The organism is Mycobacterium arosiense ATCC BAA-1401 = DSM 45069 (genome assembly GCF_002086125.1).
In the GTDB taxonomy this organism is placed as follows: domain Bacteria; phylum Actinomycetota; class Actinomycetes; order Mycobacteriales; family Mycobacteriaceae; genus Mycobacterium; species Mycobacterium arosiense.
Map to the genome: position 1 here is coordinate 1 of NZ_MVHG01000086.1, position 22,702 is coordinate 22,702.

At 69.2% G+C, this 22,702-nt stretch carries 23 protein-coding genes; 6 read left to right on the plus strand and 17 right to left on the minus strand.

The window, feature by feature from the left end; genetic code table 11:
- A partial coding sequence (locus BST14_RS31770) for a transposase (protein ID WP_142279208.1) occupies positions 1 to 178 on the minus strand: 178 nt, incomplete at its 3' end.
- A gap of 46 nt (positions 179 to 224) precedes the next feature.
- Positions 225 to 350 (minus strand): hypothetical protein, encoded by a 126-nt coding sequence (locus BST14_RS31475; protein WP_281252823.1) that lies wholly within the window; start codon positions 348 to 350, stop codon positions 225 to 227.
- 90 nt (positions 351 to 440) lie between these two features.
- Between BST14_RS31475 and ald the strand changes: the two genes are divergently transcribed.
- The gene (gene ald, locus BST14_RS22950) at positions 441 to 1,556 is read left to right on the plus strand and encodes an alanine dehydrogenase (RefSeq protein ID WP_083066651.1); all 1,116 of its coding nucleotides are present in this window, start codon (positions 441 to 443) and stop codon (positions 1,554 to 1,556) included.
- 12 nt (positions 1,557 to 1,568) lie between these two features.
- Here ald and BST14_RS22955 read toward each other — a convergent pair whose 3' ends face one another.
- The 5 genes from BST14_RS22955 to BST14_RS22975 form a co-directional block, all read right to left on the minus strand.
- Positions 1,569 to 2,594, minus strand: coding sequence for a nitronate monooxygenase (locus BST14_RS22955; protein WP_083066652.1), 1,026 nt, complete (start codon positions 2,592 to 2,594; stop codon positions 1,569 to 1,571).
- 61 nt (positions 2,595 to 2,655) lie between these two features.
- Positions 2,656 to 4,041 carry a M16 family metallopeptidase gene (locus tag BST14_RS22960; RefSeq protein WP_083066653.1) on the minus strand — a complete coding sequence of 462 codons (1,386 nt, stop codon included), beginning with the start codon at positions 4,039 to 4,041 and terminating at the stop codon, positions 2,656 to 2,658.
- The gene (locus BST14_RS22965; protein ID WP_083066654.1) at positions 4,019 to 6,301 is read right to left on the minus strand and encodes a polyribonucleotide nucleotidyltransferase; all 2,283 of its coding nucleotides are present in this window, start codon (positions 6,299 to 6,301) and stop codon (positions 4,019 to 4,021) included. Before BST14_RS22965 ends, BST14_RS22960 begins: the two co-directional genes overlap by 23 nt.
- A gap of 401 nt (positions 6,302 to 6,702) precedes the next feature.
- On the minus strand, positions 6,703 to 6,972 hold the full coding sequence (gene rpsO / locus BST14_RS22970) for a 30S ribosomal protein S15 (RefSeq protein WP_007775081.1): 270 nt from the start codon (positions 6,970 to 6,972) through the stop codon (positions 6,703 to 6,705).
- A gap of 130 nt (positions 6,973 to 7,102) precedes the next feature.
- Entirely contained in the window at positions 7,103 to 8,074 is a 972-nt protein-coding gene (locus tag BST14_RS22975) for a bifunctional riboflavin kinase/FAD synthetase (protein WP_083066655.1), read from the minus strand.
- A 109-nt stretch (positions 8,075 to 8,183) separates the two neighbouring features.
- On the opposite strand from BST14_RS22975, the gene mntR reads away from it, so the two are divergent.
- Entirely contained in the window at positions 8,184 to 8,888 is a 705-nt protein-coding gene (gene mntR / locus BST14_RS22980) for a manganese-binding transcriptional regulator MntR (RefSeq protein WP_083066656.1), read from the plus strand.
- 13 nt (positions 8,889 to 8,901) lie between these two features.
- Here mntR and BST14_RS22985 read toward each other — a convergent pair whose 3' ends face one another.
- The 5 genes from BST14_RS22985 to pptH form a co-directional block, all read right to left on the minus strand.
- Complete coding sequence (locus tag BST14_RS22985) at positions 8,902 to 10,170, minus strand: acyl-CoA dehydrogenase family protein (protein ID WP_083066657.1); 1,269 nt, start codon at positions 10,168 to 10,170, stop codon at positions 8,902 to 8,904.
- A gap of 7 nt (positions 10,171 to 10,177) precedes the next feature.
- A complete protein-coding gene (locus BST14_RS22990) occupies positions 10,178 to 11,383 on the minus strand; it encodes a lipid-transfer protein (protein ID WP_083066658.1) in 1,206 nt (401 codons plus the stop codon).
- Positions 11,384 to 11,461: 78 nt separating this feature from the next.
- Positions 11,462 to 12,355 (minus strand): tRNA pseudouridine(55) synthase TruB, encoded by an 894-nt coding sequence (gene truB, locus BST14_RS22995; RefSeq protein WP_083066659.1) that lies wholly within the window; start codon positions 12,353 to 12,355, stop codon positions 11,462 to 11,464.
- The gene (pptT, locus tag BST14_RS23000; RefSeq protein WP_083066660.1) at positions 12,352 to 13,032 is read right to left on the minus strand and encodes a 4'-phosphopantetheinyl transferase PptT; all 681 of its coding nucleotides are present in this window, start codon (positions 13,030 to 13,032) and stop codon (positions 12,352 to 12,354) included. Before pptT ends, truB begins: the two co-directional genes overlap by 4 nt.
- Entirely contained in the window at positions 13,029 to 14,006 is a 978-nt protein-coding gene (gene pptH, locus BST14_RS23005; RefSeq protein ID WP_083066661.1) for an ACP phosphodiesterase PptH, read from the minus strand. Before pptH ends, pptT begins: the two co-directional genes overlap by 4 nt.
- Positions 14,007 to 14,163: 157 nt before the next feature.
- Here pptH and BST14_RS23010 point away from each other — a divergent pair, with 157 nt between their 5' ends.
- Together BST14_RS23010 and BST14_RS23015 are read left to right on the plus strand one after the other, a co-directional pair.
- Positions 14,164 to 14,751 carry a DUF3558 domain-containing protein gene (locus BST14_RS23010; RefSeq protein ID WP_083066662.1) on the plus strand — a complete coding sequence of 196 codons (588 nt, stop codon included), beginning with the start codon at positions 14,164 to 14,166 and terminating at the stop codon, positions 14,749 to 14,751.
- A 67-nt stretch (positions 14,752 to 14,818) separates the two neighbouring features.
- Complete coding sequence (locus BST14_RS23015) at positions 14,819 to 16,543, plus strand: CocE/NonD family hydrolase (protein WP_083066663.1); 1,725 nt, start codon at positions 14,819 to 14,821, stop codon at positions 16,541 to 16,543.
- Here the strand turns inward: BST14_RS23015 and BST14_RS23020 are convergent.
- Both BST14_RS23020 and BST14_RS23025 read right to left on the minus strand, forming a co-directional pair.
- Complete coding sequence (locus tag BST14_RS23020) at positions 16,502 to 17,074, minus strand: DUF1802 family protein (RefSeq protein ID WP_083066664.1); 573 nt, start codon at positions 17,072 to 17,074, stop codon at positions 16,502 to 16,504. The two genes, BST14_RS23015 and BST14_RS23020, sit on opposite strands and share 42 nt — an antisense overlap.
- Entirely contained in the window at positions 17,071 to 17,340 is a 270-nt protein-coding gene (locus tag BST14_RS23025; protein ID WP_083066669.1) for a DUF2277 domain-containing protein, read from the minus strand. The genes BST14_RS23020 and BST14_RS23025 overlap by 4 nt, the downstream gene beginning before the upstream one ends.
- A gap of 102 nt (positions 17,341 to 17,442) precedes the next feature.
- On the opposite strand from BST14_RS23025, the gene BST14_RS23030 reads away from it, so the two are divergent.
- Positions 17,443 to 18,192: an enoyl-CoA hydratase gene (locus tag BST14_RS23030; protein ID WP_083066665.1), complete on the plus strand. Its 750-nt coding sequence runs from the start codon at positions 17,443 to 17,445 to the stop codon at positions 18,190 to 18,192.
- Between the two features lie 58 nt (positions 18,193 to 18,250).
- Positions 18,251 to 18,832 (plus strand): hypothetical protein, encoded by a 582-nt coding sequence (locus BST14_RS23035; protein ID WP_083066666.1) that lies wholly within the window; start codon positions 18,251 to 18,253, stop codon positions 18,830 to 18,832.
- A gap of 7 nt (positions 18,833 to 18,839) precedes the next feature.
- On the opposite strand, the gene BST14_RS23040 is transcribed toward BST14_RS23035, so the two are convergent.
- From BST14_RS23040 to infB, 3 genes are all read right to left on the minus strand, one after another.
- Positions 18,840 to 19,847 (minus strand): DHH family phosphoesterase, encoded by a 1,008-nt coding sequence (locus BST14_RS23040; protein WP_142279556.1) that lies wholly within the window; start codon positions 19,845 to 19,847, stop codon positions 18,840 to 18,842.
- Positions 19,822 to 20,310, minus strand: a complete 489-nt coding sequence (rbfA, locus tag BST14_RS23045) for a 30S ribosome-binding factor RbfA (protein WP_083066668.1) — start codon at positions 20,308 to 20,310, stop codon at positions 19,822 to 19,824. The genes BST14_RS23040 and rbfA overlap by 26 nt, the downstream gene beginning before the upstream one ends.
- On the minus strand, positions 20,310 to 22,702 hold a 2,393-nt coding region (gene infB, locus BST14_RS23050), incomplete at its 5' end, for a translation initiation factor IF-2 (protein ID WP_083066670.1). The genes infB and rbfA, both read right to left, overlap by 1 nt.

Here is a 22,702-nt window from a genome sequence, read left to right on the forward strand (position 1 = left end):
ACGGCCCGAACGCCCCGGGCACGTCTCGCCAGGCGATCCCACACCGGTACCGATAAATAATGCCCTCGACCATCGAGCGGGCATCCTGAAAGGGCCTGCCCCGCTTGCCTGTCCGAGTCGGAAGCAAATCTTCAATCAACGACCACTGAGCATCGGTGAGCAACTGAAACCGCGACATGACTCAAGCCTCGGGCACAACATCCAAAATCTTTGCCAGACACGCCCTAGTCGGTTTCGGCGCGCGGCTTGAGGCGCTGCGGGGTGAGCCGGATGTGCTCGGTGATGAGCCGGTACGCCACGTCGGTCCGGGCCCCGATCTGCATGGTGGCCGTCACGCACGGGTCGCTCATTGGCCGATCATAGCCAGCAAACACCCCGCTTTTGCGCCCCTCACGATCTTTCTTCACACTTGAATGTGAACCGGCAACCAAGGGGCGATCATGCGAGTCGGCGTACCCACCGAGACCAAGACGAACGAGTTTCGGGTGGCCATCACCCCTGCGGGTGTCGCCGAGCTGACCCGCCGCGGCCATGACGTGCTGGTGCAGGCCGGTGCCGGGGAGGGATCGGCGATCTCCGATGCCGAGTTCAAGGCGGCCGGGGCCGAAGTGGCGGACACCGCCGAGCGGGTCTGGGGCGATGCCGACCTGCTGCTCAAGGTCAAAGAACCGGTACCCGCCGAGTATGACCTGTTGCGGCGCAACCAGATCCTGTTCACATTCCTGCATCTGGCCGCGTCGCGGGCGTGCACCGAAGCGCTGTTGGCATCCGGAACGACGTCGATCGCCTACGAGACCGTCCAAGCCGCCGATGGCACGCTGCCGTTGCTGGCCCCGATGAGCGAGGTCGCCGGCCGGCTGTCGGCTCAGGTGGGGGCCTATCACCTGATGCGCACCCACGGGGGCCGCGGCGTGCTGATGGGCGGCGTGCCGGGTGTCAAACCCGCCGACGTCGTGGTCGTCGGCGCGGGAACCGCCGGCTACAACGCGGCGCGGGTCGCCGGCGGCATGGGGGCAGCGGTCACGGTTCTCGACGTCAACATCAACAAGCTACGGCTGCTCGACGCGGAGTTCGGTGGCCGGGTCCGCACCCGCTATTCGTCGGCCTACGACCTGGAGGGCACCGTCAAGCGGGCCGACCTGGTGATCGGGGCCGTGCTGCTGCCCGGCGCCAGGGCGCCCAGCCTGGTCTCGAATTCCCTTGTCTCGCAGATGAAATCGGGGGCGGTGCTGGTGGATATTTCGATCGACCAGGGCGGCTGCTTCGAGGACTCCCGACCGACCACCCATGATGACCCCACCTTCACCGTGCACGACACGGTTTTCTACTGCGTGGCGAACATGCCCAGCGCGGTACCCAAAACCTCGACGGTGGCGCTGACCAACGCGACCATGCCCTACGTGCTGGCGCTCGCCGACCGCGGCTGGCAGGCCGCGTGCCGATCGGATCACGCTCTGGCCAAAGGCCTTTCGACGCACGGCGGCGCCCTGCTGTCCGAACAGGTGGCCACCGATCTCGGCCTGCCGTTCACCGACCCGGCCGCCGTGCTGGGCTAGACCGGTGCGCGGCTAACCGGTGGCCGCGAGGCCGGCGACGATGTCAGCGGCGGGACCGGCGCACGCGTTCTTGAACGACGTCCCCGCCCACAGCGGCATCCCGTTGGGATCTTCCGCAGCGGCGGCCGCTTCCCGGATCGGTGAGGTCATATGGTTGACCTCGGGGTAGCCCAGCGGCGCCACGTGATCGAGCATTCGGGTGAAGTCGTTCTCCAGCCCGCGCGCGTAGCGGCCCGAAAACGCCCGCGTGACAACGGTCGTGGCGAACAGCGGGTTTTTCAGGGCGACGCGGTGCGCCGAGTTGGTGCCCGCCTCGTCGGCCAGCAGCAGGGCGGTGCCGACCTGGGCCGCCACCGCTCCCCGGCGCAGCGCCGCCGCGACCTCTTCGGCGGTGCCCAGCCCGCCCCCCGCGACGATCGGGACGTCGTGGGAGTGGCGGATGCGGTCGATGAGCTGGTGCAGCGACTCGTTTGCGGGTTCCATGTCGGGCGCGAACGTGCCGCGGTGCCCGCCCGCTGCGGGGCCCTGGACCACCAGGCTGTCCGCGCCGGCCGCGACGGCCACTCCGGCTTCGTAGGCCGAGGTCACGGTGACCATCACCAGCAGACCCAGGGCGCCGAGCCGCCGGATCACGTCGGGCGGCGGCACGCCGAAGGTGAAAGACACCAGCTCGGGCCGGACGTCGGCCACCACCTCGAGCTTGCGCTCCCACTCGTCGTCGTCGCCATGCTGCGGGTGACCGACCTCCACCTGATAGTGCTCGGCGATTTCTTCGAGTTCGGCGGCGTAGTAGTGCAGGGCCACCCAGTCGGCGACGCTGGGTTGGGGCACAAACAAGTTCACCCCGAGCGGGCCGGTGGTGGCCTTGCGCGCCGCGGCGATGTCGTCGGCGAACTGCTCGGCGCTGCGGTGCCCGCCGGGGACGAAACCGAGCCCACCCGCATTGGATACCGCCGCGGCCAACGCTGGAGTCCCGGGACCGCCGGCCATGGGGGCGCCCACGATGGGCACCGTGATGTCCCAGAAGCCCAGTACCATTCGGCTACTCCGCCGACGGCGAGCGCCGGCACGGCGCGAGTGAGGAGGCGCACATGTGGCGCTACTCTACCATCGCCCGAAGTTGTTGGGGCAGTGATCGTTTGGCGGCAAAGGGGCCCAGAACCGCGGCGCCGTAGCGCTGCCCGAGCAGCCGGCGGGCCACCGCGTTGACCTGCTCGACGGTCACCCGATCGATCTGCTGCAGCGTGTGCTCGATGCTGCGGTGTCTGCCGTAATTGAGCTCGCTGCGGCCCAGCCGGCTCATCCGCGAGCTGGAATCCTCCAGACCGAGCACCAGCCCGCCGCGCAGCGATCCCTTGGCGATGCGGCATTCCGACTCGGTGATGCCGTCGCGGGCCACCGATTCGAGCACGCCACTGGTCACCGCCATCACGTCGGCGAAGCGCTCCGGTTGGCAGGCCGCATACACCGACAGCGCGCCGCTGTCGGCGAAGATGTCCACCGTGGAGTAGACCGAATAGGCCAGCCCGCGCAGCTCGCGAACCTGCTGGAACAACCTGGAGCTCAGGCCGCCGCCCAGCGCAGTGTTCAGCACCGACAGCGCCCAGCGGTGCTCCCAGCCGCGCCCGGGCGTGCGGACACCCAGCGATACGTGTGCCTGCTCGGCTTCCCGGTTGCCCAGCATCAGGACCGGGCGGCCGGTGATGCGGCCGGACCCCTTGCGCGGCGGGATCGGTTCGCGCCCGCGGACCAGATGCGGCCCGAAGTGCTCGCGCACCAACGCGACCACCTCGTCGTGATCGACATTGCCGGCCACCGCCACCACCATCCGCTCCGGCGTGTAGCGCCGGACATGAAACGAGTGCAACTGGTTTCGGGTCATCGACACCACCGACTGTGCGGTGCCGATGACCGGACGGCCCACCGGATGGTCACCGAAGAGCGCGCTGAGGAACATGTCGCCGAGTGCGTCTTCGGGGTCGTCGTCGCGCATCGCGATCTCTTCGAGGACCACGTCGCGTTCCAGCTCGACGTCGCCGGCCGCGCAGCACCCGTTGAGCACCACGTCGGCGACCAGGTCGACGGCCAGGGCCAGATCGCTGTCGAGCACGTGCGCGTAGTAGCAGGTGTGCTCCTTGGCGGTGAACGCGTTCAGCTCTCCCCCGACGGCATCCATCGCCTGCGCGATGTCCACCGCCGTGCGGCTGGGGGTCGACTTGAACAGCAGGTGCTCGAGGAAGTGCGCGGCCCCGGCCACGGTCGCACCTTCGTCGCGCGAGCCGACCCCGACCCAGACCCCGACCGACGCGGAGCGTACCGAGGGCAAGTACTCGGTGACCACCCGCAGGCCGCCCGGCAGCGTGCTGCGCCGCAGCGCGGCCTGGGGTGTTGCTTCCGCCTCATCGACCTCGCCCCGGCGCAACGACGCGGCCCGACCGGGACGACGCGTCCCGGTCGCCGAGTCAGCTGCGCGCCGTCGCGGCATCGGCAGGTGCGGCCGCCGGAGCAGCGGCGGGAGCCGAGTTGTCTTCCTCCACCAGAACTAGCGAGATCTTGCCCCGCTTGTCGATATCGGCGATCTCCACGCGCAGCTTGTCGCCGACGTTCACCACGTCCTCGACCTTCGCGATCCGTTTGCCCTTACCGAGCTTGGAGATGTGCACCAGGCCGTCACGGCCGGGCAGCAGCGACACGAACGCACCGAAATCCGTTGTCTTGACCACGGTTCCGAGGAACCGCTCGCCGACCGTGGGCAGTTGCGGGTTCGCGATGGCGTTGATCCGGTCGATCGCGGCCTGCGCCGAGGGTCCATCGGTGGCGCCGACGAACACGGTGCCGTCGTCCTCGATGGAGATCTGTGCGCCGGTCTCCTCCGTGATCGCGTTGATGATCTTGCCCTTGGGGCCGATGACCTCACCGATCTTGTCCACCGGGACCTTGATGGTGGTGACCCGCGGCGCGTACGGGCTCATCTCGTCGGGTGCATCGATGGCTTCGGCCATGACCTCGAGGATCGTCAGCCGGGCGTCCTTGGCCTGCCCCAGCGCGCCGGCCAGCACCTGCGACGGAATGCCGTCGAGCTTGGTGTCCAGCTGCAGCGCGGTGACGAAGTCCTTGGTGCCGGCGCACTTGAAGTCCATGTCGCCGAACGCGTCCTCGGCGCCCAGGATGTCGGTCAGCGTGACGAAGCGGCGCTCGGTCGACTTCGTGCCGTCTCCCGCCTCTACTTCGATGTCGTCGGAGACCAGGCCCATCGCGATGCCGGCCACCGGCGCCCTCAGCGGCACACCGGCGTTCAGCAGCGACAGGGTGGAGGCACAGACCGAACCCATCGACGTCGAGCCGTTGGAGCCCAGCGCCTCGGACACCTGACGGATGGCGTAGGGGAACTCCTCGACGCCGGGCAGCACCGGAATCAGGGCTCGCTCGGCCAGGGCGCCATGCCCGATCTCGCGCCGCTTGGGCGAGCCCACCCGGCCGGTCTCGCCGGTGGAGAACGGCGGGAAGTTGTAGTGGTGCATGTAGCGCTTCGAGGTCTCGGGCCCCAGCGAGTCGATCTGCTGGGCCATCTTGACCATGTCGAGCGTGGTGACGCCCAGGATCTGGGTCTCACCGCGCTGGAACAGCGCGCTGCCGTGCGCCCGCGGCACCACGGACACCTCGGCCGACAACGCGCGGATATCGGTGATGCCGCGGCCGTCGATGCGGAAGTGATCGGTCAGGATGCGCTGGCGTACCAGCTTTTTCGTCAGTGACCGGTAGGCGGCGCTGACCTCTTTCTCGCGGCCCTCGTAGGTCTCGGCAAGGCGCGCGGCCACCTCGGCCTTGAGTTCGTCGGTGCGCGCGTCACGCTCGGCCTTGCCGCCGATGGTCAGCGCCTTGGCCAGCTCGTCGGTGGCCACCGAGGCGACCGAGTAGTAGACGTCGTCGCCGTAGTCGGGGAAAGTCGGGTACTCGCCCGTGGGCTTGGCGGCCGCGTCGGCCAGCTCCTGCTGCGCGGTGCACAGCACGGCGATGAACGGCTTGGCGGCCTCGAGCCCTTCGGCCACAACGGTTTCCGTCGGCGCCTGGGCGCCGCCCTCGACGAGCTCGATGACGTTCTCGGTGGCCTCGGCCTCGACCATCATGATGGCGACGTCCTTTTGGTCACCATCGCCGACGATGCGGCCGGCCACCACCATGTCGAAGACGGCCCGCTCGAGCTGCTCGACGGTGGGGAACGCCACCCAGGTGCCGTCGATGAGCGCGACCCGCACGCCACCGATGGGACCCGAGAACGGCAGGCCACCCAGCTGGGTCGAGGCCGACGCGGCGTTGATCGCCAGCACGTCGTACAGGTCGTTGGGATCCAGGCTCAGGACCGTCACCACGACCTGGATCTCGTTGCGCAACCCGGAGACGAACGACGGGCGCAGCGGCCGGTCGATCAGCCGGCAGGTCAGGATCGCGTCGGTGGAGGGACGGCCCTCGCGACGGAAGAACGAACCGGGGATGCGTCCGGCGGCATACATCCGCTCCTCGACATCGACGGTCAGCGGGAAGAAGTCGAAGTGCTCCTTGGGGCTCTTGCTGGCGGTGGTCGCCGACAACAGCATGTTCTCTTCGTCGAGATACGCGACCACGGCGCCGGCGGCCTGCTGGGCCAACCGGCCAGTCTCGAATCGGATGGTGCGGGTGCCGAAGCTCCCGTTGTCGATGGTGGCGGTCGCCTCGAACACGCCCTCTTCAATTTCAGCGACAGACATGGACGTCCGTACTGCCTCTCTTATTCGGCTGTTTCGCGTCGTCACGAGCAACCTAAGAGAGGCCCCACAGGAGTACCCACCGACCCGTACGGGCCCGCGAGCCACCCTGGAGAGCTTCTGAGAAGAGCCCGTCTGAATACGGCTACGGCCATCGATCGAAGCGGCCGACCTACCCCAGATCCGGAGAGCCCGGCAGCCACTACCGAAGACCGCCCGATGCAGACTGGGCTGCTCCCTCGGGGGTGCGCAGTGACACGCTGGAACGGCACACGCGGATCTGCGTGACCGCACCGTTTGCTCGGGCCGAACCGGCCCAGAACGTCCTCACTCTACACGGGCGACCCCTGCCCGCCATATCGCTCGGAATTTACGGGCGCGAACGCCCCGGGTGAGGCTTTGCGTCAGCGACGCAGGCCCAGCCGCTCGACCAGCGAGCGGTACCGCTCGACATCGATCTGCGCGACGTACTTGAGCAGCCGGCGACGGCGCCCGACCAGCAACAGCAGCCCGCGCCGCGAGTGGTGGTCGTGCTTATGCACCTTCAGGTGCTCGGTCAGGTCGGCGATCCGCTTGGTCAGCAACGCGACCTGCGCCTCAGGCGAGCCGGTGTCGGTGCCATGCAGGCCGTAGTTGCCCAGGATCTCTTTTTTCTGCTCGGCTGTAAGCGCCACGAACTAACTCCATCAATCGGTCCGCGAAGAGTGAAGGTTCAAGGCGCGGCCACCGCGAACCGCAGCACGCGCCGATGTCGTCCGGCAGTTTAGCAGCCAGCAGCCGGCGGGCTCGAATCGTCGCGCAGGCTCACTCGGTCAGCAGCTGGCGCGCCTTGTCGGTGTCCTTAACCATCGCGTCGATGAGGTCCTCGATCGAGTCGAACTTGTGCTGGCCGCGGATGCGGGCGACGAAGTCCAGCGCCACGTGCTGCCCGTACAAATCGGCGTCGGTGTCCAGGACGAAGGCCTCAACGGTGCGGGTTCGCCCGGAAAACGTCGGATTGGTGCCCACCGACACCGCCGCCTGATAGCGCTCGCCCGGGACGACGGTGCCCGTCACCGGCCCATGGCCGAGCACGGTGAACCAGGCGGCGTACACGCCGTCGGCCGGGATGGCCGAATACATCGGCGGCGCCACGTTCGCGGTGGGAAAGCCCAGTTCGGCGCCGCGCCCGTGGCCACGCACCACCACGCCCTCGACCCGGTGGGGCCGGCCCAGGGCCTCCATGGCCGCCACCACGTCACCGGCGTCCACACAGGACCGGATGTAGGTGGACGAGAACGTCACGGTCTCGTTGCTGTGGTGCTCGGAGAGCAGCGACATCGACTCCACGGCGAACCCGAAGCGCTCGCCGGCGCGGCGCAGCGTTTCGACGTTGCCGGACGCCTTCTTGCCGAAGGTGAAGTTCTCCCCCACGACGACCTCGACCACGTGCAGGTTCTCCACCAGCAACTCATGGACATAGCGCTCCGGCGTGAGCTTCATGAAATCGGTGGTGAACGGCATCACCAGGAAGACGTCGATGCCCAGCTCTTCGACCAGCTCGGCGCGGCGGGTCAGCGTCGTCAGCTGCGCGGGATGGCTGCCGGGATAGACCACTTCCATCGGGTGCGGGTCGAACGTCATCAACACCGTCGGAACGTTGCGGGTCCGCGCCGCTTTCACCGCATGCGCGATCAGCTCGGCGTGGCCGCGATGCACACCATCGAACACACCGATGGTGAGCACACACCTGCCCCAGTCCGTGGGTATCTCGTCTTGGCCGCGCCACCGCTGCACGCAGCAAGCCTACGGCGCGCAGTGGTCCGCCGGGAGATCGGAGAGGGCAAACCCCGCCATCGTGTCGGGGAACACGCCGGATCAGGCGTGGGGCCTAAACTTTGTCGTTGTGAGCGCTGACGAGGAACGTGGCGGTATCACCGCGGTCGGCCAGGACTACCTGAAGGCGATCTGGAATGCCCAGGAGTGGTCCCCCAAAGACGCCCTGCAGAAGGTCAGCACCAAAATGCTGGCCGAGAAGATCGGGGTGTCGGCCAGCACGGCCTCGGAGTCCATCCGCAAACTCGCCGAGCAGGGCCTCGTCGACCACGAGAAATACGGCGCGGTCACGCTGACCGAGGCGGGGCGGCGCGCGGCGCTGCAGATGGTGCGCCGCCACCGGCTACTGGAGACCTTCCTGGTCAACGAGCTCGGCTACGCCTGGGACGAGGTGCACGACGAGGCCGAGGTGCTCGAGCACGCCGTGTCGGATCGCCTGGTGGCCCGCATCGACGCCAAGCTGGGCTATCCCCGCCGGGACCCTCACGGCGATCCGATCCCCGCCTCCGACGGGCAGGTGCCGACCCCGCCGGCCCGCCAGCTGTGGGCGTGCGACGACGGGGACACCGGGACGGTGGCCCGCATCTCCGACGCCGACCCCGAGATGCTGCGCTACTTCACCGACGTCGGCATCAATCTCGATTCCCGGCTGCGGGTCCTGACCCGGCGCGATTTCGCCGGCATGATCTCGGTGGCCATCGATTCCGGCGAGGGCGCCGAGACCACGGTCGACCTGGGCAGCCCGGCCGCCCGGGCGATCTGGGTGACTGCCTAGCTCGGTCGGCCGCTCAGTCGGCCAGCAGCCCCTTGGCGATGTGGGTGACCTGAACCTCGTTGCTGCCCGCGTAGATCATCAGCGACTTCGCGTCGCGGGCCAGCTGCTCCACCCGGTACTCGGCCATGTACCCGTTGCCGCCGAACAACTGCACGGCCTCCATCGCCACCTCGGTGGCCGCCTCCGAGGAGTACAGCTTGATCGCCGACGCCTCGGCCAGCGTCAGCGGTTTGCCGGCCTGCTGGCGCTCGATGGTGTGAAAGACCATGTTCTGCACGTTCATTCGGGCGATCTCCATCTTGGCCAGCTTGAGCTGGATCAGCTGGAATTGCCCGATGTTGCGGCCCCACAGAGTTCGGCTCTTCGCGTAATCGACGCACAACCGATGGCATTCGTCGATGATGCCCAACGCCATCATCGCGATCCCGATCCGCTCGGCGGCGAAGTTGGCGCGGGCGCTGTCGCGGCCGTCGCCGTCGGTGTGCTGTTCGCTCTCGCCGAGCAGCCGGTCCGGGCCCAGCCGCACGTTGTCGAAGAACAGCTCGCCGGTCGGCGACGACATCATGCCCATCTTCTTGAACGGCTTGCCCTGCGTGAGGCCCGGCATGCCGGCGTCAAGCACGAAGACCAGCACCGGGCGGTTGCGCTTGTCTTGTTTCGAGCCGGCGTCGCCCTCGTCGAGCTTGGCGTAGACGACCAGGACGTCGGCGCAGGGACCGTTGGTGATGAAGGTCTTCTGCCCGTTGAGGATGTAGTCCGCCCCGTCGCGTTTGACGTAGGTCTTCATGCCGCCGAACGCGTCCGAGCCCGAGTCCGGCTCGGTGATGGCCCACGCCGCAATCTTTTCCAACGTCATCAGCTCGGGCAGCCAACGTTCCTTCTGAGCCAGCGTGCCGCGGCTGGCGATGGTCGCGGCTCCCAACCCGAGGCTCACCGACGCGGTGCTGAGCAACCCGATGCTGACCCGGGCGATCTCGGACACCAACACCGCGACCATCGACCCCTGGGCTCCGCCACCGAAACCGCCTGCGTCGTCCAGCTTTTCGTCGGCCTGCTCGGCCGCGGGGGTGCCGTCCAGCTTGGCGCGCTCGCGGTCCAACATCTTCTTGACCCACTCGGCGGCCATGGTGTCGAGGCCGAACTGACTGAACAGCTTGCGCACGATCGGATACGGCGACATTTCGCCGGTTTCCAGTTCGTCCAGGTGCGGGCGGATCTCCTTGTCGACGAACTGCCGAACGGCGTCCCGGACCATCAGGTCCGTCTCGGACCACTCGATCATGGCGCCCTTAACGCTCGGCGCGCTGGTAGGCGGTGACGACGGCGGCGCCGCCAAGTCCGATGTTGTGTTGCAAGGCGGCGCTGACGTTGTCGACCTGACGCTTGTCTGCCTGGCCGCGCAGCTGCCAGGTCAGTTCGGCGCACTGCGCCAACCCGGTCGCGCCCAGCGGGTGCCCCTTGGAGATCAGTCCGCCGGACGGGTTGACCACCCAGCGTCCGCCGTAGGTGGTGTCGTTGTTGTCGATCAGCTTGGGCGCCTCACCGGGACCGCACAGACCCAGCGCCTCATAGAGCAGCAGCTCGTTGGCCGAGAAGCAGTCGTGCAGTTCGATCACCTGGAAGTCTTGCGGCCCGAGCCCCGACTGGTCGTAAACCTGTTGCGCGGCTTGGACATTCATGTCATAGCCGATCAGGTTTTTGGCGCTTCCGTCGAACGTCGACGCGAAGTCGGTGGTCATCGCCTGCCCGACGATCTCCACGGCCTGGGCGGCCAGCCCGTGGCCGTCGACGAAGCTTTCCGAGGCCAGGATGGCCGCACCCGAACCGTCCGAGGTCGGCGAACACTGCAGCTTGGTCAGCGGGTCGGAGATCATCCGCGCCGCCAGGATGTCGTCGAGCGTGTAGGACTCCTGGAACTGGGCGAACGGGTTGTTCACCGAGTGCCTGTGGTTCTTGTAGCCGATCTTGGCGAAATGCTCTGCGGTGGTGCGGTACTGCTTCATGTGTTCGCGGCCGGCGGCACCGAACATCCACGGCGCGACGGGCATCGCGAACTCGTCGATGTCGGCCATCGCCTTGACGTGCTTGGCCATCGGCGATTCGCGGTCCTGGGCACCGCCGCCCAGCGATCCGGGCTGCATCTTCTCGAAGCCGAGCGCGATCGCGCAGTCGACGATGCCGCCGCGGATGGCCTGCGCCGCCAGGAAGAGCGCGGTCGAGCCGGTGGAGCAGTTGTTGTTGACGTTGACGACCGGGATCCCGGTCATACCCAGCTCGTAGAGGGCCCGCTGGCCGGACGTCGAATCGCCGGCGACGTAGCCGACGTAGCCCTGCTGCACCTCGCGGTAGTCGACGCCGGCGTCGGCAAGCGCATTGGTGCCCGATTCCCGGGCCATGTCCGGGTAATCCCAGCCCTCGCGGCGGCCCGGCTTCTCGAACTTCGTCATGCCGACGCCGATCACGTAGACCCTGTTGGAGTAGACCCTGTTGGACATCCTCGTCCCCTTCCGAACCGTAGGCGGTCTAGGCATTCAGTGTGCAACCTGACCCAACCAACCGTTCGGCCGGGGGCCTTACAGCGTCGCCGGGCGGATCACCACCACCGACTTGGTGCGCGACCCCTCGTCGCGCAGCAGCGCCATCACCCGGCCGTCGGGATCACACGCCGCGTAGACGCCGTCGATTCCGGCCGGGGCCAGCGACCGGCCGTGGGCGGTCGCCTCGGCCTGCTCGGCGGACAGGTCGCGGCGCGGAAAGATCAGCAGGCAGGCCTCGTCCAGGCCGTAGCTGAATCGGGGCCGCTCCGCCAGCTCGTCGAGCGGATACGCCTGATCGAGCCCGAAGCGGCCGACCCGGGTGCGACGCAACGCCGTCAGGTGCCCGCCCACCCCCAGGGCGGCGCCGAGGTCGCGGGCCAGGGCGCGGATGTATGTTCCCGACGAGCAGTCGACCTCGACATCGAGGTCGACGACGTCGCCGCCCGCCCGGATGTCGCACACGTCGAACCGGTCGATGCGCACCGGCCGCGCCTCGAGCTCGACGGCCTGGCCCTCGCGGGCCAGCCGGTAGGCACGCTTGCCGTCCACCTTGATCGCGCTGACCGCCGACGGCACCTGTTGGATGTCGCCGCGCAGGCCGGCCACCGCCGATTCGATCGCCTCACCGGTGAGGTGCCGCGCCGAGACGCTGCGCACCGGTTCGCCCTCGGCATCGTCGGTGGACGTGCTCTGGCCCAGGCGGATGGTGGCGGTGTAGGACTTGGCGGTCGCGGTCAACAGGCCGAGGATCTTGGTGGCGCGCTCGATCCCGATCACCAGCACGCCGGTGGCCATCGGGTCCAGCGTTCCCGCATGTCCCACCCTGCGAGTGGCGAAGATCCGTCGGCAGCGCCCGACCACGTCATGGCTGGTCATTCCGGCCGGCTTGTCGACCACGACTATTCCCGGCCCGCTGGGGCTTTCGGTCATAGCACGATCGCGGTGAGCACCAGCCCGCGCTCGACCGACCAACGGCCGCGCAGCTCGGTCAGCGGCGGACCGGACAACGCTGCCGGGTCGATCAGGATCTGCGACACGAACCGGCCCGTCATCGCCCCGGGGACGTCGGCCTCGAACGCGATGTGGGCGTCCTCGAAACCCAGCCATCGCTTGGTCAGCGGGAACCACGCCTTGTACGTTGCCTCCTTGGCGCAGAATAAGATTCGATCCCAATGTAGATCGCCCGAGAGGTTCGCCGGGATCTCGGTGCGTTCGGCCGGCAGGCTGATCGCATTCAGCACTCCGTCGGGCAACACGTCGTGCGGTTCGGCGTCGATGCCCACCGAGCGCACCGCGTCGGTGCGGCCCACCACCGCACCCCGGTAGCCCGTGCAGTGGGTCAGGCTGCCCACCACGCCGTTGGGCCAGCAGGGTTCTCCCTTCTCCCCCTTGAGGATCGGGACCGGCGGCAGGCCCAGCTCACCGAGCGCGATGCGGGCGCAGTTGCGGACGGTGATGAACTCGTTGCGCCGCTTGGCCACCGACCTGGCGATCAACGGCTCCTCCTCGGGCAGCGGCGCGAGATCGGGCGGGTCGGAGTACACCTCGGCGTAGGCCAGGCCGTTTACCGCCGGGAGCACCGAGGACACCAGCATGTCCCCGGTCATCGTGATTGCCGCTGCCGCAACCGTTCCCGGAACTGCGCGGCCTGCTGTCGCATCTCGGGAGTGATCTGGAAGTGGCCGCCGAAGTCGTTGAGGTCGCCCGGCGCGTACTGAGGATTCGGCAACACCTGGCGCAGCCAGCTGGGCGGCTTGCGGCGGCGCCACTCCCGCGGATAGCCGACCGACACTTCCTCGAAGCGCACGTCGTCATACCAGGTGGTCCGCGGGATGTGCAGATGACCGTAGACCGAACACACGGCGTTGTACCGGGTGTGCCAGTCGGCGGTCTTGGTGGTGCCGCACCACAGCGAGAACTCCGGGTAGAACAGCGCGTCGCAGGGCTCGCGGACCAACGGGAAGTGGTTCACCAGAACGGTCGGCGTCATCCAGTCCAGCTCTTCGAGGCGGGCGCGGGTGATCTCTAGGCGTTCGCGACACCACGCCTCACGGGTGGGGTAGGGCTCCGGGGAGAGCAGGAATTCGTCGGTGGCCACCACGTTGCGGTCGCGGGCGATCATCAGGCCTTCGGCTTTGCTCGTGGCTCCCTCGGGCAAGAAGCTGTAGTCGTAGAGCAGGAACATCGGCACGATGGTGGCCGGGCCCCCGCGCTCGGTCCACACCGGGAACGGGTGCTCGGGCGTGACGATGCCCATCTCGTCGCACATGTTGACCAGGTAGTCGTAGCGCGCCTTGCCGAAGATTTGCACGGGGTCGCGGGTGGTTGTCCACAGCTCGTGGTTGCCCGGCACCCAGATCACCTTGGCGAAGCGCCGTCGCAGCAGGTCAAGCGCCCAGCGGATCTCGTCGGTGCGTTCGGCGACGTCACCGCAGACGATCAGCCAGTCATCAGGCGACGAGGGATGCAGCGACTCGGTGACCGGCTTGTTACCCAGGTGACCGGTGTGCAGGTCGGACACCGCCCACAGTGTCGGTTGCCCACCGTCGGTCGATTCCCGCCCGGATGTATGCCCAGCCACGACTAACCACCCTAACGACTGGGCCCGGGCGAGCCCCTTTCACGGCGGCATTTCGGCGGCGAGCGGGTGAGTTAGAACAAGTTCACGCTCGCCTGTGACGTCGCACGCGGTACTTGTACACTCCCCCGAAAGGACCGCTGCGGCGTCAGGGGGTGTCGTGTTCGCCAATGTTCGTCTGATGGGGGCGCTGGGTGCGCTGCTCACAGCGGCCATCGGGGGCACGGTGGGCCTGTTGACCGCCCCGGCCCCGCCGGGCGGCGGCGATCGGTCCGTCGAGCTGCGGTCGACCGCCCAGCCGATGGAAACCACGATGAAGAGCCCGATCGTGGCGACCACCGATCCGCGCCCGTTCGACGCCTGCGAGGACATCCCGTTCGATGTCATCCAGCGCCTCGGGCTGGGCTTCACACCGCCCGAACACGAGGACGGGCTGCGCTGCCACTTCGACGCCGGCAACTATCAGGTGGCCGTCGAGCCGATCGTCTGGCGCACCTACGAGGCCTCGCTGCCCGCCGACGCCGTCGAGACGACGATCGCGGGTCACCGGGCCGCGCAGTACTGGGTGCTCAAGCCGACCTACCACAACAGCTATTGGTACTACTCGTGCATGGTCGCGTTCAAGACCAGCTACGGCGTGCTGCAGCAGGCGCTGTACTACTCGACCGTCTACTCCAACCCCGAGGTCGATTGCATGCAGACCAACACCCAGCGCGCCAACGACCTCGCGCCGTATTACAAGTTCTGATCTCCGCCGCGTCGCGTCGCGGCCGGCTGACGGGTCCCAGTGTCTGACGGGTCCTAGTGTGAGGACCGTGAGTACGACCTTGATCCGCCCCGCGCAGCCAACGCTGCACACCCTGCGACACCTGGGCGGCAAGGCCGCCGCCCGGCTGCTCGGCCTGCCGCCGGAGACCACCGACTACACGGTGCGGCGCGTCCGCGTGCCGATGCGCGACGGGGTGCAGCTGGTGGCCGACCACTATGCACCGGCCACCGGGTCGCCCACCGGCACTTTGCTGGTCCGCGGCCCCTATGGACGCGGATTTCCGTTCGGGTTGACATTCGGCGCGTTGTACGCGGCGCGCGGCTACCACGTCGTGTTGCAAAGCGTGCGCGGGACATTCGGATCGGGCGGGGTCTTCGAGCCGATGGCCAACGAGGTCGCCGACGGCGCCGACACCGTCGCCTGGCTGCGCGAGCAGCCATGGTTCACCGGCCGCTTCGCCTCCATCGGAATTTCCTATCTGGGCTTCACTCAGTGGGCCCTGTTGCAGGATCCCCCGCCGGAACTGGCCACCGCGGTCATCATGGTCGGCCCTCATGATTTCAACGAATCAACCTGGGGCACCGGCACGTTCGCGATCAACGACTTCCTGGGCTGGAGCGACATGGTGGCGCATCAGGAGGACCCCGTGCGGGTGCGCGCCGCACTGCGCCAGCTGCAGACCCGCCGCAGGGCGGCCCGGGCCGCGGCCGCGGTGCCGCTGGGCGACGCCGCGCGGGCAATCCTCGGCACCGGCGCACCCTGGTTCGAATCCTGGGTCGAACACAGCGAACCCGACGACCCGTTCTGGGACGCGTTGCGGTGCACCGAGGCGCTGGACCGGGTGCAGGTGCCGGTGCTGTTGGTGGGCGGCTGGCAGGACATCTTCATCGGGCAGACGCTGCAGCAGTACGCGCATCTGCGCCGGCGCGGTGTCGACGTCGCGCTCACCGTCGGCCCCTGGACGCACACCCAATTGCTCACCACCGGGTTTAGCACCTGCGCCCGGGAGGCGTTGGATTGGCTGGGCACGCATCTGGGCGGTGCGGCCACCACGCGCCGGCTCAGCCGGGTCCGCGTGTACGTCACGGGCGGGGGCGGTGGCTGGCGCGGCCTGCCCGACTGGCCGCCCCCCACCACCGAACGCCCGCTGTACCTGCGGCCCGGTGGCTACCTGGGTGAGACCGCGCCCGCCCCGAAGGGGTTGGTGCCGGCCACCTTTCGCTATGACCCGGCCAGTCCGACACCGACCACCGGCGGCCCGCTGCTGTCCGCGCACGGCGGTTACCGCGACGACAGCCGGCTGGCCTCGCGTGGCGACGTGCTGGCCTTCACCAGCGCGACCCTCACCGAGGACGTGTACGTCTACGGCTGTCCAGTCGTCGAGCTCGCCCATGGCGCGGACAGCCCGCACGCCGACCTGTTCGTGCGGGTGAGCGAGGTCGACGCCAAGGGCCGGTCGCGCAACGTCAGCGAGGCGTACCGACGGCTGCGCACCGCGGCAAAACCGAAGTCGGAGAAGATCGTTCGCCTGGAACTCGACGGCATGGCCCACCGCATTCGTGCCGGCTCACGCATCCGGCTGCTGATCGCCGGCAGCTGGTCGCCGCGCTACGCGCACAACCTCGGCTCCGGCGAGCCGGTGCTGACCGGCCGGCAGCCCACGCCGGTCACCCACACCGTGCGCTACGGACGCTCCCGGCTGCTGTTGCCGGTCGGCCCGGCCGAGTTGTCAGCCGACAGCGTCGCGGACCCGGGCGGCGACCGCGGCTAGCGCCGCTTCGTCATGAACGGGATCGCGCCCCGCCGCCGCCACCGGAGCCGGCAGCGGTAGCTCCACCCAGCTCTTGCAGCCGCCATACTCCGGAGTCCGGTTCAGGCGCACCGGCTCGGGCAGCGGGGTCACCGACACCACCAGCACCGCCAGTTTGTGCTTGGGACGAAAGTCCAGGCGGTCGGCGCGCACCGACTCGGCGGTCCAGATGTGCAGGTCCTCGATGGCCGGCAGGCCGTCCGGGCGCTCAACCGGTACCGCCGCAACGACTTTCGCGGCGGCCCGGATCACCAGCTCATCGTCGGTGCTGTCGGCGGCCGCGGGCGTCAGCAGGTCTTGATGCTCGGCACGCACCCGTTCGGCGTGGCTGTGCGCGACCGTCGGGAACAACAAGAACTCGCGGGCGGCCAGTTCGAACCGCTTCTCCCCGATGCCGCCCTTGCGCAGCAGCACCCGCTGGCGACCGTCCAGCAGCGCGTGCACCGCGGCGCTCCACTCCTTGAGCGCGGGGGTCGTCGTGGTGACGGTCATTTCGCGCCCGCCATCCGCGCCCTCACCTCGGGACGGCGCAACGGCGGGACGGTCTTGGGCGGCTGGCGCCGCGGCGGCAGCTGCCCCAGCAACCGCGTCGTCGTCTCGGTGACTTCGGCGACCGCCGCCTCGAACGCGTCGACGTTGCCGGCCGAGGGGTGGGTGATGCCGCTGACCTTGCGCACATACTGGCGGGCCGCCGCCGCGATTTCCTCGGCTGTGGCCGCTGGCTGCAGGCCGCGCAGTTCGGTGATGTTCCGGCACATCTTTCCCACGATAAGCGCTGCTCGGCGGCGCCGCTGCCCGACGAATCGGCCGGCGGCAAGGCGGCCCACCGACCGTGCGGGCCGACTGGCTACGGTGAACGCATGACCGACGAGATTTTGCTGATCGACACCGACGAGCGAGTGCGCACCCTGACCCTCAACCGACCGCAGTCGCGCAACGCGCTGTCCTCGGCGTTGCGGGACCGCTTCTTCGGGGCGCTGGCCGACGCCGAAACCGACGACGGCGTCGACGTCGTCATCGTCACCGGCGCCGACCCGGTGTTCTGCGCGGGGCTGGATCTCAAGGAGCTGGGCGGTTCCTCGGCACTTCCGGACATCTCGCCGCGCTGGCCGGAGCTGACCAAGCCGGTGATCGGGGCGATCAACGGGGCCGCGGTGACCGGCGGGCTGGAGCTGGCGCTGTACTGCGACATCCTGATCGCGTCGGAGAACGCCCGGTTCGCCGACACCCATGCCCGGGTGGGGCTGCTGCCCATGTGGGGTATGAGCGTGCGGTTGCCGCAGAAGGTGGGGATCGGGCTGGCCCGGCGGATGAGCATGACCGGGGACTACCTGTCCGCCCCCGACGCGCTGCGCGCCGGGCTGGTGACCGAGGTGGTGCCGCACGACCAGCTGCTGGGCGCCGCCCGGAAGGTGGCGGCGTCGATCGTCGGGAACAACCAGGACGCGGTGCGGGCGCTGCTGGCGTCGTATCACCGCATCGACGACGCGCAGACCAGCGCCGGGCTGTGGCATGAGGCGACGGCCGCCCGGCAGTTCCGGACCAGCGGCGACGACATCGCCGCCAACCGGGAGGCCGTGCTGGCGCGCGGCCGCTCGCAGGTGCGCTGACGCGGCGATCTGCGCCGGACCGTTCCCGCCGGTCCGGCCCACCCCATACGATCAACTGATGCGCGCGGTCGTCGGTGTCACGGTGCGGGTTCTCGGCGGCCTGACGCTGGCCGCCGCGTCGGCGCTCGCGGTGCCCGCGCCGCCCGCGGGCGCGCTGCCGCCGCCGGGGTTCCCCAACCTCGACGCCTTCACCCCCGTGGCGGCCGACGGCTATATCGGCGCCGGCGCGCCGGGAAGCTCGCCGCGGGTCAGTTTCTCCGCCGGCTCCGCCCTGGTGTGCGACTTCTACGGCGGGCCGCCGCCCGTGCCGCAACCGTCGCAGGACATCAAGTGCAAGGGCGACATGTCGGGAATGGACGACGTGCCCTTCCCCGGGGGCCGCCCGCGCCCCGGGGACTGCGTCGTGGGTTCGGTGGACTTCAAGGGACCCGGCTACCAGTTGAGCCGCATGTCCTACGCCGGATGCGACGGCAACCCGGCCCCGCTGCCCGCCGGCGGCAAATCGCTGGGGACCGGCCAGAAGTTGACCTATCTCAACGTCACCTGCGCGGTCGGGGCCGACAACCTCATCGCCTGCCTGGACACCACAAGCGGCGACCACGGATTCGTCGTGCAGCGCTCGGGAAGCTGGGCGTTCTAGCCGGGCGCTAGTCCAGCGCGGCGCGCAGCGACGCCACCGCGTCGTCGATGGAGCCGGTGGTCGAGTAGCCGGCCGCCAGCCGGTGCCCACCGCCGCCGAACCCGGACGCGACCGCCGCCAGGTCCACCGCGGCCTTGGCCCGCATCGATACCGACCAGTGCTGCGGGGCGATCTCCTTGAACACCGCGGCCACCTCGGCCTGCTGCGTGGTCCGCACGATGTCGACGATGCTTTCGACTTCCTCCGGCCGCGAGCTCACCCAATCCTCGTTGCCCACAACGGCATACACCAGCCCCCGGCCGCCCGCGGCGTCCGGCAGCAGCTGGGCCGAGGCCAGCACCCGCGACAGCAGCGGCAGCCATCCGAACGGGTGGCTGTCCAGCAGGGTTCGGCTGATCGCGGCGTTGTCCACGCCCCCGTCGACCAGCCGGGCCGCCAGCCGCAGGGCGCGCGCACTGGCCCACCGGAACGACCCGGTGTCGGTGGTCAGGCCGGCGTAGATGCAGTGCGCGACGTCGGCGTCGATGGGCTTGCCCCAGGCGTCGAGAATGTCGGCGATCATCATGGTGGTCGAATCGGCCGACACGTCAACGAAATTGGCGGTGCCGAACACGTCGTTGGAGGCGTGATGGTCGATGACCAGCACCTCGTCACCCTCGACGGCCAAATCGCTCAACGCGCCCAGCCGCTTGACGCTCGGAACGTCAACGGTGACAACCAGATCGACGTCGCGGCGCATCGCATCGGGATCGACCAACAGCCCGCAGCCGGGCAGCGACGCGAGCGACTCGGGCAGCCCGGCCGGTTCGGCGAAACTGACCTCGACCCGCTTGCCGCACTTGTCCAGCACCAGCCCCAGCGCCAGGCCCGCGCCGATGGTGTCCGCGTCGGGATGCACGTGCGCGATCACCGCGACGGTGTCGGCGTCCGACAACAATGCGACCGCACCCGCGGCGTCGACGCGCGCCCCCACCCGGGGGCCACCCAGCTCAGTATTCGTGTTGGTCGTCGTCACCGATGCTCCCGTCGAGGCCGGGCTCCGCGCCCGATCCGCTATCCCGGTATGGATCGGCCTCCCCAGCCGGCTTGGCGCCTGATCGAACCCGCGCCAGATCAGCATCTGCGGCGCGGGCACGTGCCAGCAATTCCTCCATCCGCTGCACGTTGTCCGACGTGGTGTCGCGGGTGAAGCTGAGGGTGGGCGTGAAGCGCACACCGGTGCCGGCCCCGACCTTGGTGCGCAGCGCGCCCTTGGCCCGTTCCAGGGCGGCCGCGGCGGCAGCGTAGTCCGGCTCGTCGTCCAGCGTGCGTCCCATCACCGTGTAGAACACCGTCGCGTCGTGCAGGTCGGCGGTCACCTTCGCGTCGACGATGGTGACCCCCTCGAGCCCGGGATCCTTGATCTCGAACTCGATCGCCGAGGCGACGATGGTGTTGATTCGCTTGGCCAAACGGCGCGCCCGAGCCGGGTCAGGCATCAGGTGCGCTCCTTCTGCACCAACTCGTAGGACTCGATGATGTCGCCTTCTTTGAGGTCGGAGTACCCCAGCGTCATACCGCACTCGAAGCCCTCGCGGACCTCGGTCACGTCGTCCTTCTCCCGCCGCAGCGAGCTGATCGTAAGGTTGTCGGTGACCACGATGTTGTCCCGCAGCAACCGCGCCTTGGCGTTGCGGCGCACGATGCCGCTGCTGATCATGCAGCCGGCGATGATGCCGACCTTGGACGAGCGGAAGATCGCCCGGATCTCGGCACGGCCCAGCGTGTTCTCCTCGTAGATCGGCTTGAGCATGCCGCGCAGGGCCTTCTCGATCTCGTCGATCGCCTGGTAGATGACCGAGTAGTAGCGGATCTCCACGCCCTCGCGGTTGGCCAGCTCGGTGGCCTTGCCCTCGGCGCGCACGTTGAAGCCGATGATCACCGCATCCGAGGCCGACGCCAGGTTGACGTTGGTTTCGGTGATCCCACCGACACCGCGGTCGATGACGCGCAGCGCCACCTCGTCGTCGATCTCGATGCCCATCAGGGCCTCTTCCAGCGCCTCGACCGTACCGGCGTTGTCGCCTTTGAGGATCAGGTTCAGCTGGCTGGTTTCCTTCAGCGCCGAGTCCAGGTCCTCCAGGCTGATCCGCTTGCGGGAACGCGCCGCCAGCGCGTTGCGCTTGCGGGCGCTGCGCTTGTCGGCGATCTGGCGGGCGATGCGGTCCTCGTCGACGACCAGCAGATTGTCCCCGGCGCCGGGCACCGAGGTGAAACCGATGACCTGCACCGGCCGCGACGGCAGCGCCTCTTCGACGTCGTCGCCGTGCTCGTCGACCATGCGGCGGACGCGGCCGTACGCGTCGCCGGCCACCACCGAGTCGCCGACCCGCAGCGTGCCGCGCTGCACCAGGACCGTGGCGACCGGCCCGCGTCCGCGGTCCAGGTGCGCCTCGATCGCCACACCCTGGGCCTCCATGTCGGGGTTGGCCCGCAGGTCCAACGCGGCATCGGCGGTCAGCAGCACCGCCTCCAGCAGCGCCTCGATGTTGGTGCCCTGCTTGGCGGAGATGTCGACGAACATGGTGTCGCCGCCGAAATCCTCTGCCACCAAACCGTATTCGGTGAGCTGGCCGCGGATCTTGGCCGGGTCGGCGCCCTCGACGTCAATCTTGTTGACCGCCACCACAATCGGCACGTCGGCAGCCTGGGCGTGGTTGATGGCCTCCACCGTCTGCGGCATGACGCCATCGTCGGCCGCCACCACCAGGATGGCGATGTCGGTGGCCCTGGCACCGCGGGCACGCATGGCGGTGAACGCCTCGTGACCCGGGGTGTCGATGAAGGTGATCGGCCGCTCGACGCCGTCGTGTTCGACGGTCACCTGGTAGGCACCGATGTGCTGGGTGATGCCGCCGGCCTCGGCCTCGCGAACGCTGGCGTTCCGGATGGTGTCCAGCAGGCGGGTCTTACCGTGGTCGACGTGACCCATGACGGTCACCACCGGCGGCCGGGTCTGCAGGTCTTCCTCGCCGCCCTCGTCCTCGCCGTAACTCAGGTCGAAGGACTCGAGCAGTTCGCGGTCCTCGTCCTCGGGGCTGACGACCTGCACCACGTAGTTCATCTCGCTGCCCAGCAGCTCGAGCGTCTCGTCGCCAACCGACTGGGTGGCCGTGACCATCTCGCCGAGGTTGAACAGCGCCTGCACCAGCGAGGCCGGGTTGGCGTTGATCTTGTCGGCGAAGTCGGAGAGCGACGCGCCGCGCGCCAACCGGATCGTCTCGCCGTTGCCGTGCGGCAACCGCACGCCACCGACGACGGGCGCCTGCATGTTCTCGTATTCGGCGCGTTTCGCCCGCTTCGACTTGCGACCGCGTCGCGGCGCACCGCCGGGGCGGCCGAACGCACCGGCGGCACCGCCGCGCTGGCCCGGGCGGCCACCGCCGCCACCGGGACGGCCACGGAAACCACCGCCACCTCCGGGCGGGGCGCCGACGCCGCCGCCACCGCGGTAGTTACCGCCGCCGCCGTCACGACCGCCGGGACCGCCGGGACGGCCACCGCCGGGACGCGGGGCGCCGGGGCGGGCCGGACGGCCCGGTCCGCCGGCACCGGCGGGCCGGGGCGGCATGTTGCCCGGCGAAGCGCCGCCGGGCCGGGGCGCGCCGGGGCGGGGCGCCCCGGGCCGCGGCGCCTGCGGGCGCGGGACGGGCCGGTCGACGGGTTGCGCCGAGGAGAAGGGGTTGTTGCCGACGCGGGGGGCGCGGGGCTTGGGCATCGGGCCCGGACGCGGGCCCGGCGTCGCGCCGGGGCGCGGCGCCTGGCCGGGCGCGGGCGGTTTGGGCTGCCCCGGAGCCGGGGCGGACGGCCGCGCCTGGGCCGGGCCCGAGC

Bases quoted from the DNA above. Each gene is read 5' to 3' on its own strand.
- pptT (WP_083066660.1), bottom strand. From the start codon at position 13,032: ATGACCGGGGACATGCTGGTGTCCTCGGTGCTCCCGGCGGTAAACGGC.
- ald (WP_083066651.1), top strand. From the start codon at position 441: ATGCGAGTCGGCGTACCCACCGAGACCAAGACGAACGAGTTTCGGGTG.
- truB (WP_083066659.1), bottom strand. From the start codon at position 12,355: ATGACCGAAAGCCCCAGCGGGCCGGGAATAGTCGTGGTCGACAAGCCG.
- BST14_RS22990 (WP_083066658.1), bottom strand. From the start codon at position 11,383: ATGTCCAACAGGGTCTACTCCAACAGGGTCTACGTGATCGGCGTCGGC.
- rbfA (WP_083066668.1), bottom strand. From the start codon at position 20,310: ATGCCTGACCCGGCTCGGGCGCGCCGTTTGGCCAAGCGAATCAACACC.
- BST14_RS22960 (WP_083066653.1), bottom strand. From the start codon at position 4,041: ATGCCGCGACGGCGCGCAGCTGACTCGGCGACCGGGACGCGTCGTCCC.
- BST14_RS23035 (WP_083066666.1), top strand. From the start codon at position 18,251: ATGCGCGCGGTCGTCGGTGTCACGGTGCGGGTTCTCGGCGGCCTGACG.
- BST14_RS23030 (WP_083066665.1), top strand. From the start codon at position 17,443: ATGACCGACGAGATTTTGCTGATCGACACCGACGAGCGAGTGCGCACC.
- BST14_RS31475 (WP_281252823.1), bottom strand. From the start codon at position 350: ATGAGCGACCCGTGCGTGACGGCCACCATGCAGATCGGGGCCCGGACC.
- BST14_RS22965 (WP_083066654.1), bottom strand. From the start codon at position 6,301: ATGTCTGTCGCTGAAATTGAAGAGGGCGTGTTCGAGGCGACCGCCACC.
- BST14_RS23020 (WP_083066664.1), bottom strand. From the start codon at position 17,074: ATGACCGTCACCACGACGACCCCCGCGCTCAAGGAGTGGAGCGCCGCG.
- BST14_RS23025 (WP_083066669.1), bottom strand. From the start codon at position 17,340: ATGTGCCGGAACATCACCGAACTGCGCGGCCTGCAGCCAGCGGCCACA.
- BST14_RS22985 (WP_083066657.1), bottom strand. From the start codon at position 10,170: ATGATCGAGTGGTCCGAGACGGACCTGATGGTCCGGGACGCCGTTCGG.
- BST14_RS22955 (WP_083066652.1), bottom strand. From the start codon at position 2,594: ATGGTACTGGGCTTCTGGGACATCACGGTGCCCATCGTGGGCGCCCCC.